This window comes from Streptomyces sp. NPDC040622, assembly GCF_055593965.1.
In genome coordinates this window covers 337,541-364,227 of record NZ_JBVIXD010000009.1, presented here as the reverse complement: position 1 = coordinate 364,227, position 26,687 = coordinate 337,541, and the positions used below count along the sequence as shown (strand labels likewise).

The 26,687-nt window shown below is 70.5% G+C and carries 21 protein-coding genes; 7 read left to right on the top strand and 14 right to left on the bottom strand.

Annotated features, from left to right (window positions below; all coding sequences use genetic code 11):
• Nucleotides 1–370: 370 nt before the first annotated feature.
• The gene (locus tag ACZ592_RS27270) at nt 371–1,228 is read right to left on the bottom strand and encodes an HNH endonuclease (RefSeq protein WP_471584273.1); all 858 of its coding nucleotides are present in this window, start codon (nt 1,226–1,228) and stop codon (nt 371–373) included.
• A gap of 389 nt (nt 1,229–1,617) precedes the next feature.
• Here ACZ592_RS27270 and ACZ592_RS27265 point away from each other — a divergent pair, with 389 nt between their 5' ends.
• The gene (locus tag ACZ592_RS27265) at nt 1,618–2,823 is read left to right on the top strand and encodes a restriction endonuclease (protein ID WP_471584272.1); all 1,206 of its coding nucleotides are present in this window, start codon (nt 1,618–1,620) and stop codon (nt 2,821–2,823) included.
• Nucleotides 2,824–3,001: 178 nt separating this feature from the next.
• Here ACZ592_RS27265 and ACZ592_RS27260 read toward each other — a convergent pair whose 3' ends face one another.
• Both ACZ592_RS27260 and ACZ592_RS27255 read right to left on the bottom strand, forming a co-directional pair.
• The gene (locus ACZ592_RS27260; protein ID WP_471584271.1) at nt 3,002–3,298 is read right to left on the bottom strand and encodes a hypothetical protein; all 297 of its coding nucleotides are present in this window, start codon (nt 3,296–3,298) and stop codon (nt 3,002–3,004) included.
• An 800-nt stretch (nt 3,299–4,098) separates the two neighbouring features.
• Entirely contained in the window at nt 4,099–4,671 is a 573-nt protein-coding gene (locus tag ACZ592_RS27255; RefSeq protein WP_471584270.1) for a hypothetical protein, read from the bottom strand.
• A gap of 321 nt (nt 4,672–4,992) precedes the next feature.
• Between ACZ592_RS27255 and ACZ592_RS27250 the strand changes: the two genes are divergently transcribed.
• Nucleotides 4,993–5,421: a VOC family protein gene (locus ACZ592_RS27250; RefSeq protein ID WP_471584269.1), complete on the top strand. Its 429-nt coding sequence runs from the start codon at nt 4,993–4,995 to the stop codon at nt 5,419–5,421.
• Between the two features lie 242 nt (nt 5,422–5,663).
• On the opposite strand, the gene ACZ592_RS27245 is transcribed toward ACZ592_RS27250, so the two are convergent.
• Nucleotides 5,664–7,598, bottom strand: coding sequence for an AMP-dependent synthetase/ligase (locus ACZ592_RS27245; RefSeq protein WP_471584268.1), 1,935 nt, complete (start codon nt 7,596–7,598; stop codon nt 5,664–5,666).
• A 372-nt stretch (nt 7,599–7,970) separates the two neighbouring features.
• Nucleotides 7,971–8,666, bottom strand: a complete 696-nt coding sequence (locus ACZ592_RS27240; protein ID WP_471584267.1) for a TetR/AcrR family transcriptional regulator — start codon at nt 8,664–8,666, stop codon at nt 7,971–7,973.
• Between the two features lie 70 nt (nt 8,667–8,736).
• Here ACZ592_RS27240 and ACZ592_RS27235 point away from each other — a divergent pair, with 70 nt between their 5' ends.
• The 3 genes from ACZ592_RS27235 to ACZ592_RS27225 all read left to right on the top strand — a co-directional run bounded on the left by ACZ592_RS27235 (nt 8,737) and on the right by ACZ592_RS27225 (nt 11,325).
• Nucleotides 8,737–9,207 carry an SCP2 sterol-binding domain-containing protein gene (locus ACZ592_RS27235; RefSeq protein WP_471584266.1) on the top strand — a complete coding sequence of 157 codons (471 nt, stop codon included), beginning with the start codon at nt 8,737–8,739 and terminating at the stop codon, nt 9,205–9,207.
• Nucleotides 9,208–9,220: 13 nt separating this feature from the next.
• The gene (locus ACZ592_RS27230; RefSeq protein WP_471584265.1) at nt 9,221–10,522 is read left to right on the top strand and encodes an acyl-CoA dehydrogenase family protein; all 1,302 of its coding nucleotides are present in this window, start codon (nt 9,221–9,223) and stop codon (nt 10,520–10,522) included.
• A gap of 296 nt (nt 10,523–10,818) precedes the next feature.
• On the top strand, nt 10,819–11,325 hold the full coding sequence (locus ACZ592_RS27225) for a DinB family protein (protein WP_471584264.1): 507 nt from the start codon (nt 10,819–10,821) through the stop codon (nt 11,323–11,325).
• A gap of 47 nt (nt 11,326–11,372) precedes the next feature.
• Here the strand turns inward: ACZ592_RS27225 and ACZ592_RS27220 are convergent, their stop codons facing one another.
• From ACZ592_RS27220 to ACZ592_RS27210, 3 genes are all read right to left on the bottom strand, one after another.
• Nucleotides 11,373–13,061, bottom strand: coding sequence for a vWA domain-containing protein (locus ACZ592_RS27220; RefSeq protein WP_471584263.1), 1,689 nt, complete (start codon nt 13,059–13,061; stop codon nt 11,373–11,375).
• Between the two features lie 130 nt (nt 13,062–13,191).
• Nucleotides 13,192–14,091 carry an ABC transporter permease gene (locus ACZ592_RS27215; RefSeq protein WP_471584262.1) on the bottom strand — a complete coding sequence of 300 codons (900 nt, stop codon included), beginning with the start codon at nt 14,089–14,091 and terminating at the stop codon, nt 13,192–13,194.
• Entirely contained in the window at nt 14,088–16,748 is a 2,661-nt protein-coding gene (locus ACZ592_RS27210; protein WP_471584261.1) for an alpha/beta fold hydrolase, read from the bottom strand. The genes ACZ592_RS27215 and ACZ592_RS27210 overlap by 4 nt, the downstream gene beginning before the upstream one ends.
• 110 nt (nt 16,749–16,858) lie before the next feature.
• Here ACZ592_RS27210 and ACZ592_RS27205 point away from each other — a divergent pair, with 110 nt between their 5' ends.
• The gene (locus ACZ592_RS27205; protein WP_471584260.1) at nt 16,859–17,272 is read left to right on the top strand and encodes a GNAT family N-acetyltransferase; all 414 of its coding nucleotides are present in this window, start codon (nt 16,859–16,861) and stop codon (nt 17,270–17,272) included.
• A gap of 117 nt (nt 17,273–17,389) precedes the next feature.
• Here ACZ592_RS27205 and ACZ592_RS27200 read toward each other — a convergent pair whose 3' ends face one another.
• The 6 genes from ACZ592_RS27200 to iolC form a co-directional block, all read right to left on the bottom strand.
• Nucleotides 17,390–18,814 (bottom strand): APC family permease, encoded by a 1,425-nt coding sequence (locus tag ACZ592_RS27200; RefSeq protein ID WP_471584259.1) that lies wholly within the window; start codon nt 18,812–18,814, stop codon nt 17,390–17,392.
• A 407-nt stretch (nt 18,815–19,221) separates the two neighbouring features.
• Nucleotides 19,222–20,724 (bottom strand): CoA-acylating methylmalonate-semialdehyde dehydrogenase, encoded by a 1,503-nt coding sequence (mmsA, locus tag ACZ592_RS27195; RefSeq protein WP_471584258.1) that lies wholly within the window; start codon nt 20,722–20,724, stop codon nt 19,222–19,224.
• A gap of 17 nt (nt 20,725–20,741) precedes the next feature.
• Nucleotides 20,742–22,640: a 3D-(3,5/4)-trihydroxycyclohexane-1,2-dione acylhydrolase (decyclizing) gene (gene iolD / locus ACZ592_RS27190; protein ID WP_471584257.1), complete on the bottom strand. Its 1,899-nt coding sequence runs from the start codon at nt 22,638–22,640 to the stop codon at nt 20,742–20,744.
• A complete protein-coding gene (gene iolB / locus ACZ592_RS27185; protein WP_471584256.1) occupies nt 22,637–23,452 on the bottom strand; it encodes a 5-deoxy-glucuronate isomerase in 816 nt (271 codons plus the stop codon). The genes iolD and iolB overlap by 4 nt, the downstream gene beginning before the upstream one ends.
• Before the next feature lie 27 nt (nt 23,453–23,479).
• Nucleotides 23,480–24,364 (bottom strand): Cgl0159 family (beta/alpha)8-fold protein, encoded by an 885-nt coding sequence (locus ACZ592_RS27180; protein ID WP_471584255.1) that lies wholly within the window; start codon nt 24,362–24,364, stop codon nt 23,480–23,482.
• Between the two features lie 100 nt (nt 24,365–24,464).
• Complete coding sequence (gene iolC / locus ACZ592_RS27175) at nt 24,465–25,421, bottom strand: 5-dehydro-2-deoxygluconokinase (protein ID WP_471584254.1); 957 nt, start codon at nt 25,419–25,421, stop codon at nt 24,465–24,467.
• A 128-nt stretch (nt 25,422–25,549) separates the two neighbouring features.
• Between iolC and ACZ592_RS27170 the strand changes: the two genes are divergently transcribed.
• Complete coding sequence (locus tag ACZ592_RS27170) at nt 25,550–26,449, top strand: sugar phosphate isomerase/epimerase family protein (protein ID WP_471584253.1); 900 nt, start codon at nt 25,550–25,552, stop codon at nt 26,447–26,449.
• Nucleotides 26,450–26,687: the final 238 nt, after the last annotated feature.

The following is a 26,687-nucleotide window of genomic DNA, read 5'->3' as shown; positions in this document are numbered from 1 at the left end:
AATCACAGGGCACCGTCCCGGAGTGACAGGGTGGCACCGACCGCGTCGGCCAGGCTCGCAATGACCGCGCGGCGGAACTTACAAGGCGGTCCTCGACCGGTTCGCCGAGCCCGATCCGGAACGCTGCTGTACCGCAGCGAAGTACAGCAACCTCAGCAACCGATCACGTCCGTCAGCGTCCTCGTGGGGCCATCGCGTGACCGCTATAACCACCGCCGACCGTTCCACTTAGAGCTACGGATCAGGTGTTGACACCGATCCGTAGCTCTTCCTTTCGCCGACGCACAGCCATGGACGAGTACGAACGTCTGCCGACCATCTGGGCAGCTGAAGAGCACCTCGGCCCAAGACCCGATGCGCTGAGCTTGGCTCAGTCTGAGTCTTCGTCCTTGCGACGCTTGCGATTGCGCTCGTACTTCTTGACCGCCTCAGGTGCGCCTTCTGAAGGCCAGGGCTTACAGCTGCGGAGCTCGTAGGTCACCGTCGTGACGCCGTTCTCCTTGGTCCGATGAGGGACGATGTCCCATCCAAGGACGAACCGCAGTTCACGCAACCGCTTCTTGGGGTCTCCCTTGTGCGTGTCCCGCGCCACGATCTGGATCAGTTCGGCAGGCGTGAACTCCCCCTTTTCGGCGAAAGCCTTGAGCAGCTCTCCGATCCGCTCCCAGGGGTTGGGCCGGTGGATCGCCCGCGCCAGAGCATCGCCGTAGGGGTCCAGGCTCTTGAAGAATGCCTTCTTGCCGTTGTTGTGCGACTGACAGAGCGGTTCCAGGTTGTCCAGCTCCGTCTTGCCTCCCCAAGAGCGGGGCACGATGTGGTCGATCTGGAGCTTGGTGTCCTTCGGCCCCAGACCACACATCGCACAGAAGCGGCCCTTGATGGTGAAGACTTCGGCCTGGAGCTTGGGGGAAATCTTCGCGTTGTCGCCGGCAGGCGTCTCGCTCCAACCATCAAGCTTGTAAGCCCACTTGCCATCACCTTCGCGGCGGTAGGACTCGACCTTGAAGTGGTCACGCACTTCACGGAGCCGACGCTGGGTGTGCACGTTGCCCTTGCCGAAGACCTCGCGGGACCGCTCAATCCACTCATCCATGGTCGGCGGGTCGTTGCGCCGCTTCAGCAGGAAGCGAGCAGCCTCGGCCGTCTCCCGGCTCGTGAACAGGGTGTCGATCTCTGCACTGTCCCACTCGGGCAGCGGGCGTTCGGTCGGTTCGTTCTCGTCCGTCATCAAGGACCCCCTCCTCGCCGTCAGCCCCTGCGGCCGACAACGAGGAAGGTACAGGGCGGCATGTCAGCACGACAAGGCGTTTAGCCATGCCGCACACCCTTACAGTGACGCTGCTTGGTGCCATGACCTGCGTGTTTCTGTAATCTGTGCCGCCGGAAAATTTGCCTCCTCCAGCAGATTCCGGCGGCGAGATTCTGCCTGGATAGATGCCGGCCGCATGACCAGACAACTAGCTGTCGCTCTAACGGGAGGCCGTCCTTGAAGGCCTCGAGCGCTGCGTGGTCGAGCTCGGCAGGTGTCGTGGGGCGGAACGTTGGCCGTCCAGGCAGAACCGGCAACGCCCGTCCGATCGGGCCAAGTTGTCAGTGGGTGCTGGTAGATCTTGGAGCATGACTCTTCCTGTCACCTCGAAGCCGCACGTGGCGTTCTCTGACCTGGAAACCGCAGACCTGATCGTCGATGCTCTCTACGCGGGCGGCACGAGTGGCAATACGGGCGATGAGCCGATCTCCAAACTCATAAAGGGGGTTGGCAACCAGGGTGGATTTCGCTACGTCGGCTGGCCGACCAAAAACAACGTAAAGCTGGCCGTGCTCTACACAAGCGGGGGCGAGGTGGACTGGCCAGATCATCTGGATGTAGAGACAGGCACCTTCACGTACTACGGCGACAACAAGAAGGCCGGCCAAAGCCTCCACGGCACACCCCGAGCAGGAAACGTTCTCCTCCGAGACGTATTCACCGCCTCCCACGGAACCGCAGCCGACCGTGCCCAGGTTCCTCCATTCTTCCTGTTCGAGAAGGCTGGACCGGGGCGTTCGGTTCTCTTCCGCGGGTTGTTGGCCCCGGGCAGCCCCACCCTCACGTCAGACGATGAACTGACTGCCATCTGGCGAGCCACTGCCGGTCTGCGCTTCCAGAACTACCGGTCCCACTTCACCGTCCTCGACCACAGCCTGATCCCCCGCAGCTGGATTCAGCACCTTCTCGCCGGAGGGGATCCCATCGGCGATGGGTGCCCGGAAGTATGGCGCGCCTGGGTCGAGGGCCGGGTGTACCGCCCAATGCTGGCTCCGGCAACGACTGTCATCCGTTCCAAAGCTGATCAGCTCCCGAACGACTCCGCCGGAACAGCCATGCTGGAGGAAATCAGGGAGTACTTCCGCGGCCGCGAGCACGACTTCGAAAGTTGCGCTGTCGCCATCTGGCGGCTGATCGCTCCAAACACAGGGCCGGTCGACGTCACGCGCCCCAGCCGGGATGGAGGACGAGATGCCATTGGAACGTACGGGCTTGGGCCGTCCTCTAGCCGAATTGCGATCGACTTTGCCCTCGAAGCCAAGTGCTACGGGACTGCTAGCTCAGTTGGGGTCCGGGAAGTCTCGCGTCTGATCTCCAGGATCAGACACCGGAACTTCGGCGTCCTGGTGACCACGTCGTACTTCCACAAGCAGGTCCAAGAAGAGGTCCATGAGGACGGCCACCCCATCGTGCTCGTGGCCGGTCGGGACATCGTCGACGCCCTGCGCCAGGACGGCCGTACCACGGTCGCTGCTGTCCGGCAGTGGCTGGATCAGAGCTTTCCGAGGCCGTAGTCGTCGTCTCACGTGACACGCGGACTATTTGTGGACAGACACGGCTAGACAGCCTGCCCCTAGGGCCCTGAACTGCTGAAACGCGTGTGCCGCTAGAGCCCTTTCGCGTGCACACGCCCTCTGAGTGTCAGACCGCTGGCCAAGGAACTACCCTCGGGCCCAGATGGGGCAAAGTTGTTCAGCCGGTGACGGCAGCCCGGCCGAGCTTCTCGAGCACGTCCTCAGGAGACAACTGCGAGTCTCGCAACTTCTCGTATCCGGCAACGACCTCACCCGGGTCCAAGCCTGCCGCTTGCGCCTCGCTCCGCAGGTCAGCAAGGTCGATGGCATCCCTAAGCGCCTGCTTCGCGGCCTCGGCATCCGCGTGCTGTAGCCGCTTGGCCGCTTCCTGCTGACCACGCTTCCACACGTACCAACCTCCGCCGGTTCCGCCTAGAACGAGGGCACCCGCGGCGGCGAAGAAGAGAATGGGCATCTCAGGTCCTTTCGTTGCCGCTCACAGGCTGCCAGGTCCGTGCCACCATCGCGGGCACATCAGAGGAAGACAGAAGCCGTGGCTCCGATCCCAACTACCCGACTTCGCTCTTACTGTGGTGCTCACACCCGAGCGCCCTTCCGGGCCGTCACGGGGCCGTGGAAGGACGCTCGTTGGTGACCAGCGCTGGCAACTACCCAACTCAACAGCAGTTCAGAGCGGTGATCGTGTAGACGGTCGCAGGTCACGGCCGCCTTTAATCAATTGTGGCTGTGCAGACACACGATCACCGGGAGTCTGAATGCAGAACCGCCGATGATGCGCGATGCTCCTCGCAGACAGCCCACCAGGTCTCGCCGCCCTTGTCTCTGACCCGGACACTCCAGCGCGCCTCGCGTGGACACGAAGAACCACCCCACGCACAGTGCTGCATGCGAGATCGGGTCCCTACAGCATGCAGCTCTGAGTTCCAGTCGACCGGGCCCTCAATAAGTTCCACGATGCAAGTGAACCGTGTCCGACCCTGCCGCCGCAGTCGAATACGTGTCGAAGCCGACATCCGACCGAACCCAAGGTCCAGGAAGCGCCAGGTCAGAAACAATGCACCAGACATCACGCTAAGCGCCTTCTAAGCGCTTGGCCGCAGGTTCGAGTCCTGCCGGGGGCGCCCAGTCCATCCCTGTCAGGCCCTCCTCTCCGGGAGGGCCTTCTTGCTGGTCCGGGGAGACTAGCGAGCGCTACGTAGCGGGCGGGTAAGTGCCGGACCGGTTCCAGGTGATCGCGCGGGGACGGTCAGCGGCTCACTTCTGGACCGGCGGGCACGTGCCCGTGTCCTCGCCGATGGAATTGATCTCCGCGTTGGGGCGCGGGTCGCCCGCGTAGTTGACCTGGTCCGTGCACTTCTTGTCCGAGTCCTTCGGGGTACCCGCCGCGCCGCCGGACTTCTGCACCGGCGGGCACGTGCCCGTGTCCTCGCCGATCGAGTTGATCTCCGCGTTGGGGCGCGGGTCGCCCGCGTAGTTGACCTGGTCCGTGCACTTCTTGTCCGAGTCCTTCGGCGTGCCCGCCGCGCCGCCGGACTTCTGCACCGGCGGGCAGGTCCCCGTGTCCTCGCCGATCGAGTTGATCTCCGCGTTGGGGCGCGGGTCGCCCGCGTAGTTGATCTGGTCCGTGCACTTCTTGTCGGACTTGGCGGGCGTGCCGGACGACTTGCCCTTCGACGAGTCGGACTGGGGGGTGCTCGTGGCCGACGATGAGCTGCTCGCGGAAGAGGACGAGTTGCCGGTGCCGTCGCCGTTGCATGCCGTCAGGGACAGGCCGAGGGCCACTGCCGTCATGGTCAGAACCGAGATCTTCCGGGTGCGAGTGCGCATGGTGGTGACTTTCCTCTGTGTGGGGGCTCCCGCTCCTGGGAGCGGACTGGCTAGTGCGTCGGCGACTGTTCGTCCGTGTCGCCTTCTGTCCTCTCAGACAGTCAGTTTGGTTGAGCCAGTTGCATATTGATCGTTCTCAGGACACGTTCGTGACATACCGGTGGCCGCGTCGTGAAGTACGCGGCGGGCGTGGCGTGCCGAACGCTCGGCGGCACGCAGCCGGCCCTTGTGCGGCGACGTCACTCACGTCATCCACCTCGTCCACCCCGGCCACGTCGTCAGGGGGTTCCTTGCGCAGCCCTTCACTCATACGGTGGCCGGATGGAGTCGATCAGGAAGTTCCAGGTCACCTTCGACTGTGCGGAGCCCGAGCGTCTCGCCCGGTTCTGGTGCGAGGTGTTGGGGTACGTCGTGCCGCCGGCGCCGGAGGGGTTCGCCACGTGGGACGACTTCAAGCGCTCCCAGCCGCCCGAGGAGCGGGACGCGTGGTTCGCCTGCGGCGACCCCTCAGGTGTGGGCCCCCGGCTGTACTTCCAGCGCGTCCCCGAGGGCAAAGCCGCCAAGAACCGGGTGCACCTCGACGTGCGGGTCGGCACCGGTCTGGTCGGCGAGGAGCGGCTCGCCGCGCTCGAGGCCGAGTGCGCCCGGCTGGTCCCGCTCGGCGCGGTGCACTTGCGCACGCTGTACGACGGGGAGGACTCGTGCATCCCGATGCTCGACATCGAGGGCAACGAGTTCTGCGTCGACTGAGCCGAGCGTACGGGATCGGGACGACGGCGCTAACGGGAACTCCCCCCGCGCATCCGACCGTTGAACCGGGTGAAGCCGGCGGCGCCACCGGCCTCGCCAGCTGCCTCACGCTCGCCTCATACCTGCCTTACACCCGCCTCACACCCGCCCCACACCCGACTCGTCACCTCCCGCACCGACTGCCGGGCCAACCGCCGCGCCAGCCCCCCACGCCGGCGCCTGCGCCGGCTCCAAGCCGCCCCTCACCCTCCGTACAACGCCTCGATCTCCGCCGCGTAGGCCGCCGTCACCGCGTGGCGTTTGATCTTCAGGGAGGGGGTGAGCAGGCCGTTGTCCTCCGTGAACTCGCCGCCGACTATGGCGAACTTGCGGATCGACTCGGCCTTGGAGACCGCCAGGTTCGTGTAGTCCACGGCCTTTTGGACCTCGGCGATCATCTTCGGGTCCTGGGCGAGTTCCGCGAGCGGTGTGTCCTTGGGACGCTTGCGTACGGTGAGCCAGTGCGCCACGGCCTCCGGGTCCAGCGTGACCAGCGCGCCGACGTACGAGCGGTTGTCGCCCACCACGATGCACTGGCCGATCGGCGCGCGGCTGCGCAGGCGGTCCTCCAGGACGGCGGGCGAGACGTTCTTGCCGCCGGAGGTGACGATGATGTCCTTTTTGCGGCCGGTGATGGTGAGGTAGCCGTCGTCGTCCAGCGCGCCCAGGTCGCCGGTGGCGAACCACTCGTTCGTCAGGACGGCGTCCGTCGCGGCCGGGTTGTTCCAGTACGAGCCGAAGACGATGCCGCCCTTGATCAGCACCTCCCCGTCGTCCGCGATGCGCACCGCCGTGCCGGGTACGGGCAGTCCGACCGTGCCGGGGCGGGGCTTGAGCGGTGGGGTGATGGTGGCGGCGGCCGTCGTCTCGGTCAGGCCGTACCCCTCGTAGATGATGATTCCGGCGGCGTAGAAGAAGAGGTTGAGGTTGCGGTCCAGGGGCGAGCCGCCGCTGATCGCGTAGCGCAGGCGGCCGCCGACCTCCTTGCGGACGCGGCGGTAGACGAGCAGTTCGTACAGCGCCCAGCCGGCGCGGAGGCCCAGGGAGGGACCGGGGCCGTTCCTGTCCAGGAACTTGTTCAGGTACGCCTCGCCGAAGCGCACCGCGATCCGCTCGGCGCGGTCGAAGGAGGCGGCCCGGCCGATTTTCTCCGCGGTCGCCCGGCCCGTCTCGTGGATCTTCTCGAAGAGGTACGGGACGCCGACGACGAACGTCGGCCTGAACGCCCTGAGCTCGGGACGGAGTTCGTCCGGTTTGATGCTGGGGCAGTGGCCCAGTTCGATGCGGGCCAGCATGCAGGCGATCTGGATGCTGCGGCCCAGGATGTGGGCGAGCGGCAGGAAGAGGAGCGTGGAGGCGACCTGTCCCGTGATCTCCTTGAAGATGGGGTGCAGCAGGTCGACGGTGTTCGCCGCCTCCGCGTGCAGGTTGCCGTGCGTGAGGACGCAGCCCTTGGGGCGGCCCGTGGTACCCGAGGTGTAGCAGACCGTCGCGATGGAGTCCGGGGTGAGCGTGGAGCGCCGCTTCGTCACCTCCTCGTCCGACAGGTCCCGCCCCAGAGCCGTCAGTTCGGCCATCGCGCCGCCGTCGATCTGCCGGATGCGCGGCCGGCCGCCGTCCAGGGCTGACACCGCCTCCTCGACCGTCGCCGCGTTCTCCGCGTTCTCCACGATCAGGTGGCGGGCGCCCGAGTCGCGGACGATCCACTCGATCTGCTCGGCCGACGACGTGGCGTAGATGGGCACGGTCTGCCCGCCGGCCGCCCAGATCGCGAAGTCCAGGACCGCCCACTCGTAGCGGGTGCGCGACATCAACGCGACCCGGCCACCGGGTTCGAGGCCGTCCGCGATCAGCCCCTTGGCGGCTTCCGTCACTTCGCGCGCGAAGGCGGCGGCGGTGACGGGAAGCCACTTTCCGCCCGCCCCGCCCTGTTTGCGGCGCAGGACCACGGTGTCGGGTGCCTCGACGGCGTTGGTGAACGGGATGTCGGCCGTGCTGCCCGCCGTGGCCGGCGCCACGAGCGGGGCGGTGCGGGCCTCGCGCACGGTGCCGTGCTCGTCCCTGACGAGTTCGACCTCGGCGCGCTCCGCCAGGTCGCTGCGGCGCTGTGCCCTTCTCAGATCCTTGCGTACGCCCATGTCAGCTCCCGGCTTCCGGTTCCCGGCTGATGTGCAGGTGCGGAGGTGCAGAGGTGCGGCAGTGCTGAGGTGCAGAGGTGCGGCAGTGCTGATGTGCAGAGGTGCGGCAGTGCTGATGTGCAGAGGTGCGGCAGTGCTGATGTGCAGAGGTGCGGCAGTGCTGAGGTGCGGGTGCGGAGGTGCAGGTGTGGCGGTGCAGGCCTGAGTGCGGGCGCGCCTCGGTGGCCGTGCGCCCACTACTTACTCATGGGTCAACTTACTAACACGTAAGGAAAATTCAATGGGCCGGGCAAGATCGAGACGGACAGGACGGGAAGGCCCCCGGCGCTCACCCACCCCGCCCCACCCCCTCCCTCATCTGTCTCACCCCTCTCACCCGGCCACCGGCCCCCAGACCTCCCCCGCCAGAACCCGCCCCATCCCCACCCACACCATGTTCATCAGCCGCAGCGTGACGCCCTCCGGGGACTGGTCGGGGTGGCGCGTCATCCAGTCCGTCAGGGAGTCCGCCGCGCCCACCAGCGCGTGGGCCACGAAGTCGGCGTCCTCGTCGGAGAGCCGGGCGTCCGGGCCGCTCTCCGCGATGCCCGCCCACACCAGACCCGCCACCTCCGCCATCACCGCGCGGCGCGCGTCCGCCACCTCGGCCGCGATCGCCTCGCTCAGCTCCGAGGCCTGGCGGTGCAGCACCACCCAGCTGTCGCGATGCTCGGCGACGAAGGTGAAGAAGGCCAGGAGGCCTGCGTGCAGCCGGAGTTCGGGCGCCGAACCGCTCGCCGTCGCCGCGCCCTGGAACGCCCCGACCAGGCGACCCGCCTCGCGCCGCAGGCAGGCGAGGAAGAGACCCTCCTTGGAGTCGAGGTACAGGTACACCATCGGCTTGGAGATTCCGGCGAGTTCGGCGATCTCGTCCACCGAGGCGCCGTGGTAGCCACGCTTGGCGAAGACCCGCACCGCCACGTCGACGATCTGGCGCTCGCGTTCGGGGCGCGGGACCCGGCGCCGGCGCGCCCCGGGAGCGCTCGGTGCGGCGGGCGCGCCGAGCGCGTCGTCGGATGTGTCGCTCACCCTTGTCAGCCTCCCTCGTTCCGACTTACCTTACTCTTTAGTAAGTTTACTTCAGAGTAAGGAGATTGCCGTGGCGGACGACATCAGCAGGATCGCCGAACTCGACTTCGCCCGTGTCACTCCCGAGGAGTTCGCGCGCATCGTGAAGGGCCTGTCCGGCAGGGAGATCGCCGAGATCGCCCGCGACGGCGCGCTGCGCGCCCGTGTCCTGAAGGAGGTCTTCGGGCGCATGGAGCGGCAGTTCAAGCCGGAGGCGGCGGCCTCTCTGACGGCCCTCATCCGCTGGAAGGTCACGGGCAGCGACGGCAACGAGGACGTCGTGTACGAGACGGACATCGCCGACGGCACCTGCACCGTCCGCGAGGGCCGCTCGAACGCCGAGCCGCGGGTCACCCTCATCATGGCCGACGCCGAGTTCCTCAAGCTGGTCTCCGGAAACGCCAGCCCCGTCACGATGTTCATGATGCGCAAGGTCAAGATCGCGGGCGATGTGGCCCTCGCGGCCGGACTCACGCGCTACTTCGACATCCCCAAGGCCTGAGGAGCGGCACGCCATGGCCTTCTCCCTCGAACTGACCGAGGAACAGCGGGACCTGCGCGAGTGGGTGCACGGCTTCGCGGCCGGCGTCGTGCGCCCGGCCGCCGCCGAGTGGGACGAGCGCGAGGAGACTCCGTGGCCCGTCATCCAGGAGGCGGCGAAGATCGGGCTCTACGGCTTCGAGTCGCTGGCCGACCTGTTCGGCGACCCCTCGGGGCTCTCGCTCCAGATCGCCAACGAGGAGCTGTTCTGGGGCGACGCGGGCATCGGGATGGCCCTCTTCGGCACGTCGCTCGCCGTCGCGGGGATCTTCTCCGCGGGGACGCCGGACCAGCTGGCCGAGTGGGTGCCGCAGTGCTTCGGGGACGAGGACGCCCCGAAGGTCGCGGCGTTCTGCGTCTCCGAGCCGGAGGCGGGCTCCGACGTCTCCGCGATGCGCACGCGCGCCACGTACGACGAGGCGCGCGACGAGTGGGCGCTGGCCGGGCAGAAGGCGTGGATCACCAACGGCGGCATCGCGAACGTGCACGTCGTGGTGGCCTCCGTGGACCCCTCCCTGGGCGCGCGGGGCCAGGCGGCGTTCGTCGTGCCGCCGGGGACCCGGGGTCTTGAGGCGGGCCGGAAGATACGGAAGCTGGGGCTGCGGGCCTCGCACACCGCGGACGTCTTCCTCGACGACGTGCGGGTGCCGGGGCACTGCCTGCTGGGCGGCAAGGAGCGGCTCGACGCCCGGCTGGCCCGCGCCCGGGAGAGGGCCCGCGAGAGCGCGGGGGGAAGTACGGGTGGCGGTACGGGTGGAGGTACGGGCAGGACCGCGGGCGGCGGCGGTTCGCGTGCCGGTTCCGGCCGGGAGCGCGGGCAGGCGGCCATGGCCACGTTCGAGGTCAGCAGGCCCACGGTGGGCGCGCAGGCGCTGGGGATCGCCCGGGCCGCGTACGAGTACGCCCTGGAGTACGCGGGGGACCGCGTCGCCTTCGGGCGGCCCATCGTGGAGAACCAGTCCATCGCCTTCGCCCTCGCCGACCTGCGCACCGAGATCGAGGCCGTGCGGCTGCTGATCTGGCAGGCCGCGTGGATGGCGCGGAACGACAAGGTCTTCGACGCGGGACAGGGTTCGATGTCCAAGCTGCGCGCCGGGGAACTGGCCGTCGCCGCCAGTGAGAAGGCCGTTCAGGTGCTGGGCGGCGCGGGATACAGCCGGGAGCATCCGGTCGAGCGGATGTACCGGGACGCGAAGATCTACACGATCTTCGAGGGCACCAGCGAGATCCAGCGGCTCGTGATCGCCCGGGCGATCACGGGACGGCACATCCCTTAGCCGACGGCACGTTCCCCCGGCCCGCACGGCGCGCGCGCCGCTGACGGCGGGCAGGTTCTGGCGGAACCTGACCGGGTCCGTGGAGCGCACGTCCTTCCGCTTCCCCAACGACCCGGTGCGGGCGGAGCGGGAGTTGTGCGGCGGGGCGCGGCCGTGCCGTCGTACCGCATGCGGTACGGGCGGCCCGAGGGCCCGTCCGGCGGATCATGCCGGGCCCGTGGTGCCCGTCGCCGCCCGTCGCCGTCCGTCGCTAAATGCCTCGACATCGGGCGCGGTGATCAGGGACGCTTCGCGCGATGACAAGAATCGACGACACGCCGTCCGCGTGGGACGAGCGCACCCAGCTCACCACGTTCCTCGACTACGCACGTGACACCGCCCGCACCAAGTGCGAGGGCGTGTCGGCGGAGAACGCCAACAAGGCGCTCCTGCCGGGCTCGCCGCTGATGACCATGAGCGGAGTGATCAACCACCTCCGCTGGGTCGAGTACCACTGGTTCCAGGTGGTCTTCCTCGGCGAGGAGGACCAGGGCCCCTGGACCGACGAGGACCCCGACCGCGAGATGCGCATCGCGGTCGACTTCCCGCTCGCGCAGTTGCTCGACGAGTACGCGGAACAGAGCGCCCGCTACCGCGAACTGGTCGCCGGGAACGGCCTGGACGAGAAGGCTCGGGGAACCGTCCGCGACGGCCTCCACGTCGACCTGCGCTGGATCCTCCTCCACCTCACCGAGGAGACGGCCCGCCACAACGGCCACCTGGACATCCTGCGCGAGATGCTCGACGGCACGACCGGCGACTGAATCCCCCTCGCCCCCGCCGGACAGGCGGGGGTCCGTGACGGCAGGCCCTAGCCCCGGATCTCCCCCCGGGGCTCCCCGGGCGACTCCGCGTCGGACGCGTGCGTGTCGTCGGTCAGGCGGGCCGCCCGGTCGATGGCCTCGGTCAGGTCGCGCACCTGCTTGTCGCGGGTCGGCAACGCGTGTGCCTGTACGGAGAGTTCGGCCAGCGACGGGGTGGCGGGCAGCGTCGCGTCGTGGCGTTCGGAGAAGTGGCCGGCCGGGGCCGCCGCGCGCAGGCCGTCCGCGAAGTACGCGGCCGTCGCCGTGGTGCGAAGGCCCTCGTCGGCCTCGCGCAGCGAACCGTCGAGGTCGGCGGCCTCGATGCGGCCCGACTCCTCGTGCGGGGCGCGGCTGCCGGGGTCGAGCCAGCGCACGCTCGCCGTGGCCAGGTGGCCGGCCGCGCCGGGCTTGGCACGCACCGCGTACAGCGCCGTGACCGTGTGTCCCGGCCCGACCTCGCCGCCGTCCACTGAGTCGTCGCGGAAGTCGTCGTCGGCGACGGCACGGTTGTCGTAGCCGATGAGGCGGAACCGCTCGACGGTCGCCGGGTCGAAGGAGACCTGTGCCTTGGCGTCGCGGGCCCGCAGTTCGATGTGGGCGGGGAGTTGTTCGCAGAAGACCTCGCGGGCGTCGTCGTCGTTCGACACGTACGTGGTGTGGCCGTCGCCCTTGTCGGCGAGGCGCTCCATCAGGGCGTCGCCGTAGTCGCTGCCGACGCCGACGCCGAAGAGGGTGATGCCGTGCTCGGCGCGGGCGTCGGAGATCCGTTCCAGGATGCCGTCGGCGCTGGTGTCGCCGGTGTTGGCGAGGGCGTCGGAGAGCAGGACGACCCGGTTGGTGGCGCCCCGCTTCTTGCCGCGTACGGCCGTGTCGTAGCCGGTGGTGATGCCCGCTTCGAGGTTGGTGGACTGGGTGGGCTCCAACTCGTCGATCGCGTCGTGCGCGCGGGAGCGGCCCTCGCCCGGGGCGCCGAGACGGGTCATCGGCAGGACCGTCTCCGCGGTGTCGCTGAAGGTGACGAGCGCGATCGAGTCGTCGGGGCGCAGCCGGTCGGTCATGAGGCCGAGCGACTTCTTGGCGAGGTCGAGGCGGCCGGGCTCGGCCATGGATCCGGAGACGTCGATGACGAAGGTGAGGGCGGCGGGCGGCCGTTCCCGTGCCGTGGACCCGCCTCGGGTGGCGAGGCCGACGCGCAGCAGCGACCAGCCGTCGTCGCCCGTGCGGGCACCGTCGACGCTCACCGAGAAACCGTCGCCGTCGGGCCTCGGGTAGTCCTGGCGGAAGCTGTTGACGAACTCCTCGGGGCGGACGGTCGCCGGGTCGGGCAGGCGGCCCTCGGCGAGGGTGCGGCGCGCGAAGCCGTACGAGGCGGTGTCGACGTCCAGGGCGAAGGTGGAGAGGTGGTCGGGCGGCGGCGCGGCGTCCTCGCGCGCGCCGTCCCGGTCGCCGGGACTCGCCCCGCCGGTGCCGGGCGAGGCGGGCGCGGGGAGCGCCGCGGCGCCGCCTCGCCTGCTCTTGTCGTCGCCGGTGGCGCGGTGGGTGTCGCCGCCGCCTCCGTCGCAGCCGGCCAGCAGCAGGCCACCCGCCACGGCCACGGCGAGCAGCCCGCGCCGTGCCTTCCATGACCGCGTACGACAGGCCTGGGCCTGTGCATTACGGGACCGTGGCGTACGGGTCCGTGTCCTCCGGGTCCGCATCTCTCCCCCTCGCGTCGTCGTCGGCTTACCTGCCTGTGACGCGATGGGTCCTCCGAACGATCGCCCGGAAGCGTTGCGGAACCGTCTCGATGCGGCTACGACGCCGTCGCCACGGCACTCCGTACCGCGCTCACGACACCACGTCCTTGCGCGCGAACCCGCGGAAGGCCAGCGCGAAGAGGACCAGCGCGTACGTCACCGAGATCGCCGAGCCCTGGATCATGCCGCCCCACTCCGGCTTCGGCTGGATGGCGTCGGCCCAGGCGAACTGCCAGTGCGCGGGCAGGAAGTCGCGCCAGTCGCCGAGCGCGGTGACCGCGTCGAGGACGTTGCCCACGATGGTCAGACCGACCGCGCCGCCGACCGCGCCCAGCGGGGCGTCGGTCTTGGTGGAGAGCCAGAACGCGAGGCCCGCGGTGACCAGTTGGGACACGAAGACGTACGCGACGACGACGGCGAGGCGCTGAACCGCCGTGTCCGCGGGGAGCGCGCCGCCGGTCGGGATCTCCAGCGGCCCCCAGCCGTACGCCAGGGTTCCGACGACGAGGGCGACGACGGGCAGCAGCACCATGGCGGCGGCGCTCAGGCCGAGCCCGACGGCCATCTTCGACCAGAGCAGCCGGGCCCTCGGCACGGGCGCGGCCAGCAGGTAGCGCAGGGACGACCAGCTCGCCTCGGAGGCGACGGTGTCCCCGCAGAACAGCGCGACGGGGATCACCAGCAGGAAGCCCGCCGACACGAACAGGCAGGTCGCGGCGAAGTTGGCGCCGGACGCGGTGGCCGTGTCCATCAGCGTCACCCGGCCGCTGCGGGACTCGGGCGAGCCGCCGGCCACGGCGAACGCGATGACGAGCACGATCGGCAGCAGCGCCATGATGCCGCCCATCACGAGCGTGCGGCGCCGCTTGAGCTGGCGGACCGCCTCGACGCGCAGGGGCAGGGTGCGCCGGGCCCGGTAGCCGGGGGCGGTCGCCCGCTCCGGGGACGCGGCGGGTGCGGCGGGGCGCTCGGGCGGTGCGGTGGCGGTCATGCGGCGCCTCCTCCGATCAGGGTCAGGAACGCGTCTTCGAGGCGGCGGTGCGGGCCCATGGACTCCACCGGCACGTCCAGGCGCACCAGTTCGGGCAGCAGCCGTACGGCACTGGCGTGCTCGGTGCCGTCCAGGCGCACCAGGAGCCCGTCGTCGGCGCGGGCCGCGGAGGCGACGCCGGGCAGGGCCGCGACCTTCTCGACCAGCGGGTCCGTGATGGCGGACGCGAGGCCGACGAGCAGCGTGTCCCCGGAGCCGATGATCTCGGCGACCGGTCCCGCCTGGACGAGCCGGCCGCGGTCCATGACGACCAGGTGCGTGCAGGACTGTTCGACCTCGGCGAGGAGATGGCTGGAGACGATGACGGTACGGCCGCCGCGCGCGTACCGGATCATGACCTCGCGCATCTCGCGGATCTGCGGCGGGTCGAGGCCGTTGGTCGGCTCGTCGAGGATCAGCAGGTCCGGCAGGCCGAGCATGGCCTGGGCGATGGCCAGGCGCTGGCGCATGCCCTGCGAGTACGTCCGCACCGCGCGGGCCAGGGCGTCGCCGAGTCCGGCGATCTCCAGCGCCTCTTCCAGGTGGGCGTCGTTCGCGGGGCGCCCGGTGGCCTTCCAGTACAGCTCCAGGTTCTCGCGGCCCGAGAGGTGCGGCAGGAATCCCGCGCCCTCGACGAACGCGCCGACCCGGGAGAGGACGGGCGCTCCTGGCCTGATGGCCTGGCCGAAGACGCGGATCTCGCCCGCGTCGGGCCGGATGAGGCCCATGAGCATGCGCAGGGTGGTCGTCTTGCCCGCGCCGTTGGGCCCGAGGAGGCCGAGGACCTGGCCCTTCTCGACGGTGAAGGAGACGTCACGGACCGCGTACCGGTCGGTGGACTTCGCGTACCGCTTGCTCAGGTCGGTGATCCGCAGCGGCACGTCGGCGAGGGCCGGGTCGGGCGCGGGGGCGCTGGTGCGCCGCCGTGCGGTGACGAGCAGGAGGAGGGCGAGCACGGCGCCGGCGGCCGGCAGCCACCACACCCAGGAGGGCAGCGAAGCGGCGGCGGTCCGCACGCCGGGCGCCGTCGGGACCTTCAGGTCGCCCTTGAGGGAGACGGTGTACTTGGCGGGGCGGATCGGCGAGGCGTACCCGAGGTCGGTGGAGGTGAGGACCAGACGCAGGCGGTGGCCCTTCTGGACCTCGTGGTCGACGGCGGGCATGCGCAGCTCGACGTCCTTGCCCTGCTGCGCGCCCTCGACGCGCACCGGCGCGACGAGCTGGGAGGGCAGCACCTTCTGCTTGCCGTCGGGCCCGACGTCGTACACCTTCGCGAACAGCACCGCGTCGTCGGACGTGGACTTCACGTGGGCCCGCACGGTCGGTGTGCCGGTGATCCGCAGGTCCTTGTCCAGCGGCTTCGAGTCGAAGCGGGCGTGCTGGCCGGGGAAGTCGACGGAGACGCCGACGCCGAGCGAGGCGAACTGCGAGAGGCGGCTGCCGCCGACGCCGGGGAGCCCGGAGATCGCGGGCGGGCTCGCGCCCGCCGGGTTGTCGAAGGTCTGCTCGCGCCCCTTGAGCTCCACCGCGCGCGGGCCGCTCTCCAGCCCCGGGTAGGTTTCGCCGCTCGCGCCGCGCTGCTGGGCCGCCCCGTCGGTGGAGTCGACACCTCCGGTACGGGTGACGCGGAACACCGGGCCCGTGCCGGTGCTCTTGTCGTCCTTGAGGTAGCGGTCGAACCAGGAGGTGACGCGCTTCTGCACGCGGCCCTGCTCGCTGTCGCCGCCGTCGTGGCCGCCCGCGATCCAGTCGACCGAGACGGGGGCGTGGTTCGCGCGGACCGCCTTGGCGATGGCGTCGCCCTGGGTGAGCGGGAAGAGCGAGTCGGTCTGGCCCTGGGCGAGGAACGTCGGCACCTTGATGCGGTCGCCGACGGCGGCGGGGCTGCGCTCGGCGAGCAGCTTGTGCGCCGCCGCATCCGGCTTGCCCGCCTCGGCGACCCGCTCGTACATGGCACACAGCCGCTTCTCGAACTTGTCGCAGCCGCCGCCGGTGTTGATGAAGAGCCCGGCCCACAGCTTCTTGAAGACGCCGTCGGGGAACAGGGCGTCCGCGAGGTTCCAGTAGGTGATCTGCGGGGCGAGGGCGTCCACGCGCGGGTCGTGCCCGGCGGTGAGCAGCGACACCGCGCCCGCGTACGAGGCGCCGGTGAGACCGACGCGCGGGTCGCCGTCCTTGTCGAGGCGCACTTCGGGGCGGGTCGCCAGCCAGTCGATCAGCTTCGAGACGTCGGCGACCTCGCCCTTGGGGTCGTTCAGGCCGATCTTGCCGGTGGACTTGCCGAAGCCGCGCGCGGACCAGGTCAGGACGGCGTACCCGTCCTCGGCCAGCTTCTCCGCCTGCCCCTGCACATCGGCCTTGCTGCCGCCGAAGCCGTGCCCGATGAGGACGGCGGGGCGTTTGGTGTCCGGGGAGCCCGCCGTGAAGTACGAGGTGTCGAGCCGGGCGCCGCCGGTGTCGACCGTGCGGTCGGAGCGGTGCACGGCCGGTCCGTCGTCCGAGGCGACCGCCGTCCATGTGCCCACGCCGGCGAGCACCGCGACGGCGGCCACCGCGGCGAGGAGCCGGCGCGGCCCCCGTGGCACGGGGAACCTGGCCCTGGGCAGTCGTAGATCCATGCCGTCCACCGTACGGGCGCCGGCCGACGACCGGGGCCCCCGCCGGTCTGAACCGACCTGCCTCCCCGGGGAGTAGACTCCCCGCCCCGCGTACCGCGATCGTGGTACGCATGGAGATCCGCCCCGCGACGACCGTCGCCGAAGTGACCGCCGCCGAGTACCTCTTCGACGGCCCCGCCCGCCCCGGGGCGACCCGGCGCTTCCTCGCCGCACCGGACCACCACCTCCTCCTCGCCCACGACGACGAGGGCGCCCCGGTCGGCTTCGTCAGCGGCGTGGAGACGGTCCATCCCGACAAGGGCGTGGAGATGTTCCTGTACGAGCTCGCGGTCGCCGAGCGCTTCCGCCGCCGCGGCGCGGGGCGCGCCCTGGTCACGGCGCTGGCGGCGCTCGCGCGGGAACGGGGCTGTTACGGGATGTGGGTCGGCGTCGACACGGACAACGACGCGGCCCTCGCGACGTACCGCAGCGCGGGCGGCACGGACGAGGGCCGGTTCGAGTCGGTCAACTGGGACTTCGGCTGAGGCTCACGGCACGCACCTCTCAGAACTCACCGCACGGGCCTGTCAGAACTCGCCGCACGCACCTCTCAGAACTCGCCGCACGGGCCGGGCCCGCCCGCCCGCCCGCCACGAGGCGGACTAGGACTCCTCGGGCACGCTCACCAGCCACCGCGTCTCCCGCCTCGGCCGCAGGTACAGCGCCCAGTACAGCGTGGCCGCCACCACGATCCCGCCGGTCCACCCGAGGTAGGCCACCTCCTGCCGGCTCAGCACGTACGCGAGCACCGCGATGAGCACCACGGGCACCGCGGGCCACAACGGCATCCGCCAGGCCGCCGTGTGCCCGTGCGAGCCGCGCCGGGCGAGCAGTGCCGCGACGGCGACCAGGAGGTACATGCCGGTCACGGAGACGCCGGTCACGCCGTACAGGGTGTCGAGGTTGACGAAGCACAGGAGCGCGCCGGGGACGCCGACCAGGAGGGTGGCCACCCAGGGGGCGCCGGACGCGCCGAGCCTGGACAGGGCCTTGTTCACCGGCGAGGGCCACGCCTTGTCGCGGGCCGACGCGAACAGGACGCGGGAGTTCTGGATGACCATGACGATGCCCGCGTTGATGATCGCGAGGGCCACGCAGAGGCTGACGAAGGTGCCCACCGCCGAGCTGGACCAGGCCGTCACCATCCCGCTGATGTCGCCCTCGGTGAGCGCCGTCAGGTTCTCGGCGCCCATGGTGATGGCGATCACCGGCACCAGGATGATCACGGAGGAGATGGCGAGGGTGGCGAGGACGGTGCGGGCGACGTTGCGGCGCGGGTTCTCCATCTCCTCGGAGAGGTAGACGGCCGTGGAGAAGCCCTGGGTGACGAAGAGGGCGATGGCGAGGCCGGAGACGATCAGCATGGCCGTGACGGTGTCGACGCCGCCGGGCCCCGAGCCGGACCCGGAGGCCACCGACAGGTCCGCGAGGCTGCCCACGCCCCGCTCGGCGTGCGTGAAGCCGAGGACGGCCACGACACCCGCCGCGACGACCTCAAGGACCAGGAAGATGCCGGTGATCCACGCGTTGGCGCGCAGGTCGAGCAGGCCCGCGAGGGTGGCGAGGATCATGACGCCCGCGCCCGCGTAGGAGGGGTCCAGATGGACGACGGGGGCCAGGTAGTCGGCGGTGCCCATGGCGATCACGGGCGGCACGATCATCACGACGAGCAGCGAGAGGACGAAGACGAGCCAGCCGGCCAGGCGTCCCGCCATCGTCGAGACCATCGCGTACTCGCCGCCCGCGCTCGGGATGAGGGTGCCGAGCTCGGAGTAGCAGAACGCGACGCCCACGCAGAGCAGCGAGCCGATGGCGATGGTGAGCGCGGTGGCGGTGCCGAGCGAGGAGAAGAGGTCGGGGACGACGACGAAGAGCGTGGAGGCGGGCGTCACGCACGACAGCGTGAGGAGGGTGCCGCCGACGACGCCGATGGAGCGCTTGAGCTTCTGGGGGTCGCCCGGCACTGCTGTCGGCGCTGCGGGGGCCTTGGCGTCGGCGGAGGGGGGCGGGCGAAGCGTATCGGTCATGAAGCGCGGTTCCGATCGACTCGTACGGCAGGAGTGCGGCGGGAGCGCTATCGCCTCCGAAGGCTGCTGAGCTGCGTCTTTCTGTGGCTCCCGGCGCGTCATCGAACCCCGGCGGCAACCGGAACGTCAACGGTCATTTACCTACGGAATCCGCAGCGGCACCGCACCCCAAGTCGCCTCTCTTTCCCAAGAGTTTGCCGCTTGAGGTCTCAATGAACATGCCGACAGCGACTATGACCTTGTTATTGCAGGCGTATGAACGCGGAAGCTTTCGGTGCCCGAATTGCACCCTGTGCACGGGAACCGCAAGAGCGGCGTCAAAAAAGAATCAGGGCCGTCCGGATTCCGGACGGCCCTGCTCCGTGCACGCTCCACGAACGGTCACACGGCGGTGACCGAGCGCTTCCTCAGTGGTTGCGCGGGAACCCGAGGTCCACCCCGGCCGGCGCGTCCGAGGGGTCCGGCCAGCGCGTGGTGACGACCTTGCCGCGCGTGTAGAAGTGCGTGCCGTCGTTGCCGTAGATGTGGTGGTCCCCGAAGAGGGAGTCCTTCCAGCCACCGAATGAGTGGTAGCCCACCGGCACCGGGATCGGCACGTTCACGCCGACCATGCCCGCCTCGATCTCCAGCTGGAAGCGGCGGGCCGCGCCGCCGTCCCGGGTGAAGATCGCGGTGCCGTTGCCGAACGGCGAGGCGTTCATGAGGGCCACGCCCTCCTCGTACGTGTCCACGCGCAGCACGCACAGGACCGGGCCGAAGATCTCGTCCCGGTAGGCCTTCGCGGTGGTCGGGACGCGGTCGAGCAGGGAGAGGCCGATCCAGTGGCCGTCCTCGTGACCCTCGACCGTGTGACCGGTGCCGTCCAGGACGACCTCGCAGCCCTCGGCCGCCGCGCCCGTGACGTAGGAGGCGACCTTGTCGCGGTGGGCGGCCGTGATGAGCGGGCCCATCTCGGACGTCGGGTCGTTGCCGGGACCGATCTTGATCTTCTCGGCGCGCTCCTTGATCTTGGCGACCAGCTCGTCGCCGACCGCGCCGACCGCGACGACCGCCGAGATCGCCATGCAGCGCTCGCCCGCGGAGCCGTAGGCGGCCGAGACGGCGGCGTCGGCGGCCGCGTCCAGGTCGGCGTCCGGCAGGACCAGCATGTGGTTCTTGGCGCCGCCGAGCGCCTGGACGCGCTTGCCGTTGGCGGAGGCGGTGGCGTGGATGTGCCGGGCGATCGGCGTGGAGCCGACGAAGGAGACGGCCGAGACGTCCGGGTGCTCCAGGAGACGGTCCACGGCGACCTTGTCCCCGTGCACGACGTTGAAGACACCGTCGGGCAGACCGGCCTCGCTCAGCAGCTCCGCGATCTTCATCGACGCGGACGGGTCCTTCTCCGAGGGCTTCAGGATGAAGGTGTTGCCGCATGCGATGGCCAGCGGGAACATCCACATGGGCACCATGGCCGGGAAGTTGAACGGCGTGATGCCCGCGACGACGCCCAGCGGCTGGCGGATGGAGGAGACGTCCACGCGCGAGGCGACCTCGGTCGACAGCTCGCCCTTCAGCTGCACGGTGATGCCGCAGGCCAGGTCGACGATCTCCAGACCGCGGGCGACCTCGCCGAGCGCGTCGGAGTGCACCTTGCCGTGCTCGGCGACGATCAGCTCGGCGATGGCGTCGCGGTTGGCGTCGAGCAGCGCGCGGAACGCGAAGAGGATCGCGGTGCGCTTGGCGAGCGAGGACGTGCCCCAGGTCCTGAAGGCCTCACGGGCGGAGGCGACGGCGGCGTCCACCTCGTCGGCCGACGCGAAGGCGACCTGCGTCGTGACGACACCGGTCGCCGGGTCGGTCACCGGCCCGTACGCACCCGACGCACCTTCAACGGTCTTCCCACCGATCCAGTGATTGACGGTCTTCGTCATGACAAGCATCCCTACTCTCACAGGTGGCGGCGTCGGGCAGTGACGTGCCGGTCGTACTCTTCCCTGGCCCTGACCGCGGACACCCTGGTCGCGGTCTCGGCCACGGGCACATCCCACCACGCCTGCGCCGGGGGCGGGCCCGACACTGTGTCTGCCGTTTCCGTCTCCACATAGACACATGTGGGACGGTCTGCGTCGCGCGCCTCGCGCAGCGCCCCGCGCAGGTCACGGACGGTTTTGGCGCGCAGCACCCGCATCCCGAGCGAGGCGGCGTTCGCCGCGAGATCGACGGGCAGCGGCTCCCCGGTGTACGCCCCGTCCGGCGCCCGGAAGCGGTACGCCGTGCCGAACCGCTCGCCGCCCACCGACTCCGAGAGCCCGCCGATGGAGGCGTAACCGTGGTTCTGCAGGATGACGACCTTGATCGGGACGTTCTCCTGGACGGCTGTGACGAGCTCCGTCGGGTTCATCAGGTACGTGCCGTCGCCGACCAGTGCCCACACCGGCCGCCCGGGGTCGGCCAGCGCGACGCCGATGGCCGCGGGGATCTCGTATCCCATGCAGGAGTAGCCGTACTCGACGTGGTACTGCCGCGGCGAGCGGGCCCGCCACAGCTTGTGCAGGTCACCGGGGAGCGACCCGGCGGCATTGATGATGACGTCCTCATCGGTCACCACCTCGTCCAGCAGCCCGATGACTTGGGCCTGCGTCGGGCGCACGTCCGGCTCGTCCAACTGGAACGCGGCGTCCACGCGCTGCTCCCAGCGCTCCTTGTCACCGGTGTACTCGGCGACGTACGCGGCCTCGACGCGGTGGCCGCGCAGCGCCTGCGTCAGCGCCTGAAGGCCGGCGCGCGCGTCGGCGATCAGCGTGGCGCCCGCCATCTTGTGGCCGTCGAACGGCGCGATGTTGAGGTTGAGGAAGCGCACCCCGGGCCGCTCGAAGAGCGTGCCGGACGCGGTGGTGAAGTCGCTGTAGCGGGTGCCGACGCCGATCACCAGGTCGGCGGCGCGGGCCAGTTCGTCGGCGGTGGCCGTGCCGGTGTGCCCGATGCCGCCGACGTCGGCCGGGTGGTCGTGCCGCAGGGAGCCCTTGCCGGCCTGGGTGGCGGCGACGGGAATCCCGGTGGCGTCGGCGAACTCCTTCAGCGCCTGTTCGGCCGCGCTGTGGTGGACGCCGCCGCCCACGACGGCCAGGGGGCGCCGGGCCTCGCGCACGGCGGCCGCGGCGGCGGCCAGTTCGGCCGGGTCGGGGGCGGGCCTGCGGACGGTCCACACCCGCTCGGCGAAGAACTCCGCGGGCCAGTCGTACGCCTCGGCCTGCACGTCCTGCGGCAGCGCGAGCGTGACGGCGCCGGTCTCCGCGGGGTCGGTGAGGATCCGCATCGCGGCGAGCGCGGCGGGGATCAGGGCCTCGGGCCTGCTCACGCGGTCGAAGTAGCGGGAGACGGGCCGCAGGCAGTCGTTGACCGACACGTCGCCCGCGTACGGCACTTCGAGCTGCTGGAGCACCGGGTCGGCGGGCCGGGTCGCGAAGGTGTCGCCGGGCAGCAGCAGGACGGGCAGGCGGTTGACGGTGGCGAGCGCGGCGCCGGTGACGAGGTTGGTGGCGCCGGGGCCGATGGAGGTGGTGACGGCGTGGGTGGAGAGCCGCCCCGACTGGCGGGCGTAGCCGACGGCGGCGTGCACCATGGCCTGTTCGTTGCGGCCCTGGTGGAAGGGCATGTCCTCGGCGTGCTCCACGAGCGCCTGCCCGACTCCCGCCACGTTGCCGTGCCCGAAGATGCCCCAGGTCGCGCCGATCAGTCGTCGGCGGGTGCCGTCCCGCTCGGTGAACTGCCGGGCCAGGAAGCGTACGAGCGCCTGCGCGGTGGTGAGCCGGACGCTCACCTCGGGTCCCGTCGGGGTCTGCGTCATCGATATCCCTCCGTGTGGTGCTCGGGGTGGAAGCAGATCCGCCACTCCCTCTCCTGCCCGGGCCCCGCCATCACGTTCAGGTAGTACATCGCGTGCCCCGGCTGGGCGACGGACGGGCCGTGCCAGCCGTCGGGCACCAGCACGGCGTCCCCGGTGCGGACTTCGGCGAGGACGTCGGTGCCGCCCTCCCTGGACGGGAAGACGCGCTGGTAGCCGAATCCGTCGCGGCCGCCCGGCGCCTCGATCTCGAAGTAGTAGATCTCCTCCAGTTCGGCCTCGACGCCCGGACGGTGCTCGTCGTGCTTGTGCGGCGGGTACGAGGACCAGTTGCCGCCGGGCGTGATCACCTCGACAGCGATCAGCCGGTCGCAGTCGAAGGCGTCGGCGGAGGCGAAGTTGCGCACCTCGCGGGCGGTGCCGCCGCTGCCGCGGCTCTCGACGGGTACCTCCGGCGCGGAGCCGTAGCGGGCGGGGAGTCGACGCTCGCACTTCGCTCCTGCCAGGGCGAAGCGGCCTCCCGCGCCGGAGGCGATCTGGATCCGGGCATCACGCGGCACGTAAGCGAAGTCGGAGACTCCGCTGAACACGCTCTCGCGGCCCAGCAGTTCGATGATCCCGTCTGCTGTCTGCACCGTACAGCCGCCGGTCAGCGGGAGCACGATCCATTCACTCTCCCCGGTGGCGAAGGAGTGCCGGCCGCCCGCCTCGATCTCGACGACGCGCAGCTGCGAGTAGGTCCAGCCGGCCCGCTTCGGGTCGATGGAGAGGGCGTACGGACCGTCGACCGCACTCCCCTTCGGTACGTACGTCATGTGGGCCTCCTCGGCCTGTCCGCCCCACTACAGCAGTCCTACGGCGGTGTCCACGGCACCCGCCACGTCCCCGTCGGGCGGATAGAGCAGCGCCCGGCCGACGACGAGTCCCCGCACCGTGGGCAGTTGCAGGGCACCGCGCCACTTCTCGTACGCGGCGTCCTGATCGTCGCCTATGTCGCCCCCGAGCAGCACGGCGGGCAGCGTCGAGGTCTCCATGACGCGGGCCATGTCGTCGGGGTTCTCGGTGACGGGAACCTTCAGCCAGGTGTACGCGGAGGTGCCGGCGAGCCCGGAGGCGATGGCGATGGACCGGATGACGGCATCGGCGCTCAGGTCGTTGCGGAGCGGGCCCGTGCCGTCGCGGCCGGTGAGGAACGGCTCGACGAAGACCGGCAGCCGCCGCTCGGCCATCGCGTCGACGACACGGGCGGCGGAGTACAGGGTCCGCAGCGACCCCGGGTCGTCGTAGTCGACGCGCAACAGGAGCTTGCCCGCGTCGAAGCCGAGCCGGTCCAGGTCCTCGGGCCGGTACCCCGTGAACCGGTCGTCCAGCTCGAAGGCGGCCCCGGCGAGCCCGCCCCGGTTCATCGACCCCATGACGACCTTGCCGTCGAGGGCGCCGAGGAGCAACAGGTCGTCGAGCACGTCGGCACTGGCGAGCACGCCGTCGACGCCGGGCCGCGACAGCGCGAGACAGAGCCGCCCGAGCAGATCCCCCCGGTTGGCCATGGCAAGCCGGTCGCTCCCCACCCCGAGGGACCCCCGAGCGGGATGGTCGGCGGCAACGATCATCAACCGCCCCCGCTCCCCCAGCAACGCCCGCCGCTCCCGCCGCAGGGCGGCTTCGGCGATGGCTTCGGGGTGGTGGGCGCGAACGCGGACGAGCGCCCCGACATCGACAGCGCTCACGACATCTCCAGTCCCTCGGACATGTTCAGCCCCTCCGGCGTTCGAGGAGCGGGGTCCGGGGCGGAGCCCCGCGCGCGGCGCCCCCGTCGGGCCAACACGGTCACGTGACGGCCCCCGCTTCCACCGCCAAGGCGACCTCGCCGGCAAAAGGCATGGCAGAAGAGCACTCCAACCGCGAGGCGACGATCGCCCCCGCCGCGTTGGCGTACCGCATGATCCGTTCGAGATCCCACCCGGCGAGCAGCCCGTGGCAGAGCGCCCCGCCGAACGCGTCCCCCGCGCCGAGCCCGTTGAGGACCTTCACCGGCAGCGGCGGCACGTGCGCGCGCTCCCCCGCGCGGTTCATCGCGAGCACTCCCTCGGGGCCCTGCTTGACGACGGCGAGTTCGACCCCCGCATCGAGCAGCGCCCGCGCCGCCGCGAGGGGTTCGCGCTCGCCCGTGGCGATCTCCACCTCGTCGAGGTTGCCGACGGCGACGGTGGCGTGCGCGAGGGCGGCGGCGTAGTGGGGGCGCGCCGCCTCGGGGTCGGCCCAGAACATGGGCCGCCAGTCGAGGTCGAAGACGGTGGTGCCGGACCGCGCCCGGTGCGCGAGCGCGGCCAGCGTCGCCGACCGGCTGGGCTCCGCGCAGAGCCCCGTGCCCGTCATCCAGAAGATCCGCGCCGCCGCGACCGCGTCGAGGTCGAGCTCGCTCGCGTACATCTCCAGGTCGGGTGCCTTCGGCAGCCGGTAGAAGTACAGCGGGAAGTCGTCCGGCGGGAAGATCTCGCAGAAGGTGACCGGCGTCGGCAGGCCGGCGACCGCGCTCACCCAGCGGTCGTCGACGCCGAACTCCCGCAGCGCGCCGTGCAGATACTCCCCGAAGGGGTCCTCGCCGGTGCGGGTGACGACGGCGACGCGGCGGCCGAGGCGGGCCGCGGCGACCGCGACGTTGCTGGCCGAGCCGCCGAGGAACTTGCCGAACGCGGTCACCTCGGCCAGGGACACCCCCGCCTGCAGGGGGTACAGATCCACCCCGATCCGGCCCATCGTGATGACGTCGTACGGATCGCTCACCCTGCACGTCCCTTCATCGCCCGCCAGGACCCCAGGTCTATTCCCGCGCCGGGAACCCTGTCAACATTTGTCCTTACATTCGGACCACTGCTTGACACTCTTCCGAGGCGGCCTGGACGCTGGCCGACATGACGACGCTGTCTCGCATCCGCATCGGTTCGGCGCCCGACTCGTGGGGCGTGTGGTTTCCCGAGGACCCCCGGCAGGTCCCGTGGCGCCGCTTCCTCGACGAGGTCGCGGAGTCGGGCTACGAGTGGATCGAGCTCGGCCCGTACGGATATCTGCCCACCGACCCGGCCGAACTGACCGCCGAGACGGCCCGCCGCGGCCTCAGGGTGTCCGCGGGCACGGTCTTCACGGGCCTGCACCACGGCCCCGCCGTCTGGGACAGCACCTGGGCGCATGTGGCGGACATCGCCGCGCTCACACAGGCCATGGGCGCCGAGCACCTGGTGGTCATCCCCTCGTTCTGGCGCGACGACAAGTCCGGCGAGGTCCTGGAGGACCGCGTCCTCACCCCCGCACAATGGCGTGAACTGACCACCCAGACCGAGCGCCTGGCCCACGAGGTCCGCGAGCGCCACGGCCTGCGCGTCGTGGTCCACCCGCACGCGGACACGCACATCGACACCGAGGAGAACGTCACCCGTTTCCTCGACGCCACCGACCCCGACCTCGTCTCGCTCTGCCTGGACACCGGCCACTACGCCTACTGCGGCGGCGACAACGTCAAGCTCATCGAGACGTACGGCGAACGGATCGGCTATCTGCACCTCAAGCAGGTCGACCCGGAGATCCTCGCGGAGGTGCGGGCCAGGGAGGTGCCGTTCGGGCCCGCCGTGGCGCGCGGCGTGATGTGCGAGCCGCCGGCCGGAGTGCCGCCCCTCGAACCCGTCCTCGCCGCGGCCCAGCGCCTCGGCGTCGAGCTCTTCGCCATCGTCGAGCAGGACATGTACCCGTGCGCGCCCGACGAGCCGCTGCCGATCGCCCGTCGCACCCGCTCCTACCTCCGGTCGTGCGGCGCCTGAAGGACCGGCCGCGCGCCTCCTGCGCGCCGGGGTGACGCGCTCCCCGCATGCGTCTCTTCTGTCACAAACACTCCCTTCCTGTCACACATGTCTCGCGTACGCGGGTCTTGCGTCACAGGCAGTCGACAGGCACCCACCGGTGGTCACGCTGCGTCGTTCACCGGGCACAGGCTGAGTGATCGCCGCGCGCAGCGCCCAGCTCCCCCGTCGGCCCTTTCGGGCCGCCCTGGGCGCGCGC

Bases quoted from the DNA above. Each gene is read 5' to 3' on its own strand.
- ACZ592_RS27270 (WP_471584273.1), bottom strand. From the start codon at position 1,228: ATGACGGACGAGAACGAACCGACCGAACGCCCGCTGCCCGAGTGGGAC.
- ACZ592_RS27265 (WP_471584272.1), top strand. From the start codon at position 1,618: ATGACTCTTCCTGTCACCTCGAAGCCGCACGTGGCGTTCTCTGACCTG.
- ACZ592_RS27260 (WP_471584271.1), bottom strand. From the start codon at position 3,298: ATGCCCATTCTCTTCTTCGCCGCCGCGGGTGCCCTCGTTCTAGGCGGA.
- ACZ592_RS27255 (WP_471584270.1), bottom strand. From the start codon at position 4,671: ATGCGCACTCGCACCCGGAAGATCTCGGTTCTGACCATGACGGCAGTG.
- ACZ592_RS27250 (WP_471584269.1), top strand. From the start codon at position 4,993: ATGGAGTCGATCAGGAAGTTCCAGGTCACCTTCGACTGTGCGGAGCCC.
- ACZ592_RS27245 (WP_471584268.1), bottom strand. From the start codon at position 7,598: ATGGGCGTACGCAAGGATCTGAGAAGGGCACAGCGCCGCAGCGACCTG.
- ACZ592_RS27230 (WP_471584265.1), top strand. From the start codon at position 9,221: ATGGCCTTCTCCCTCGAACTGACCGAGGAACAGCGGGACCTGCGCGAG.
- ACZ592_RS27225 (WP_471584264.1), top strand. From the start codon at position 10,819: ATGACAAGAATCGACGACACGCCGTCCGCGTGGGACGAGCGCACCCAG.
- ACZ592_RS27220 (WP_471584263.1), bottom strand. From the start codon at position 13,061: ATGCGGACCCGGAGGACACGGACCCGTACGCCACGGTCCCGTAATGCA.
- ACZ592_RS27215 (WP_471584262.1), bottom strand. From the start codon at position 14,091: ATGACCGCCACCGCACCGCCCGAGCGCCCCGCCGCACCCGCCGCGTCC.
- ACZ592_RS27210 (WP_471584261.1), bottom strand. From the start codon at position 16,748: ATGGATCTACGACTGCCCAGGGCCAGGTTCCCCGTGCCACGGGGGCCG.
- ACZ592_RS27205 (WP_471584260.1), top strand. From the start codon at position 16,859: ATGGAGATCCGCCCCGCGACGACCGTCGCCGAAGTGACCGCCGCCGAG.
- ACZ592_RS27200 (WP_471584259.1), bottom strand. From the start codon at position 18,814: ATGACCGATACGCTTCGCCCGCCCCCCTCCGCCGACGCCAAGGCCCCC.
- mmsA (WP_471584258.1), bottom strand. From the start codon at position 20,724: ATGACGAAGACCGTCAATCACTGGATCGGTGGGAAGACCGTTGAAGGT.
- iolD (WP_471584257.1), bottom strand. From the start codon at position 22,640: ATGACGCAGACCCCGACGGGACCCGAGGTGAGCGTCCGGCTCACCACC.
- iolB (WP_471584256.1), bottom strand. From the start codon at position 23,452: ATGACGTACGTACCGAAGGGGAGTGCGGTCGACGGTCCGTACGCCCTC.
- ACZ592_RS27170 (WP_471584253.1), top strand. From the start codon at position 25,550: ATGACGACGCTGTCTCGCATCCGCATCGGTTCGGCGCCCGACTCGTGG.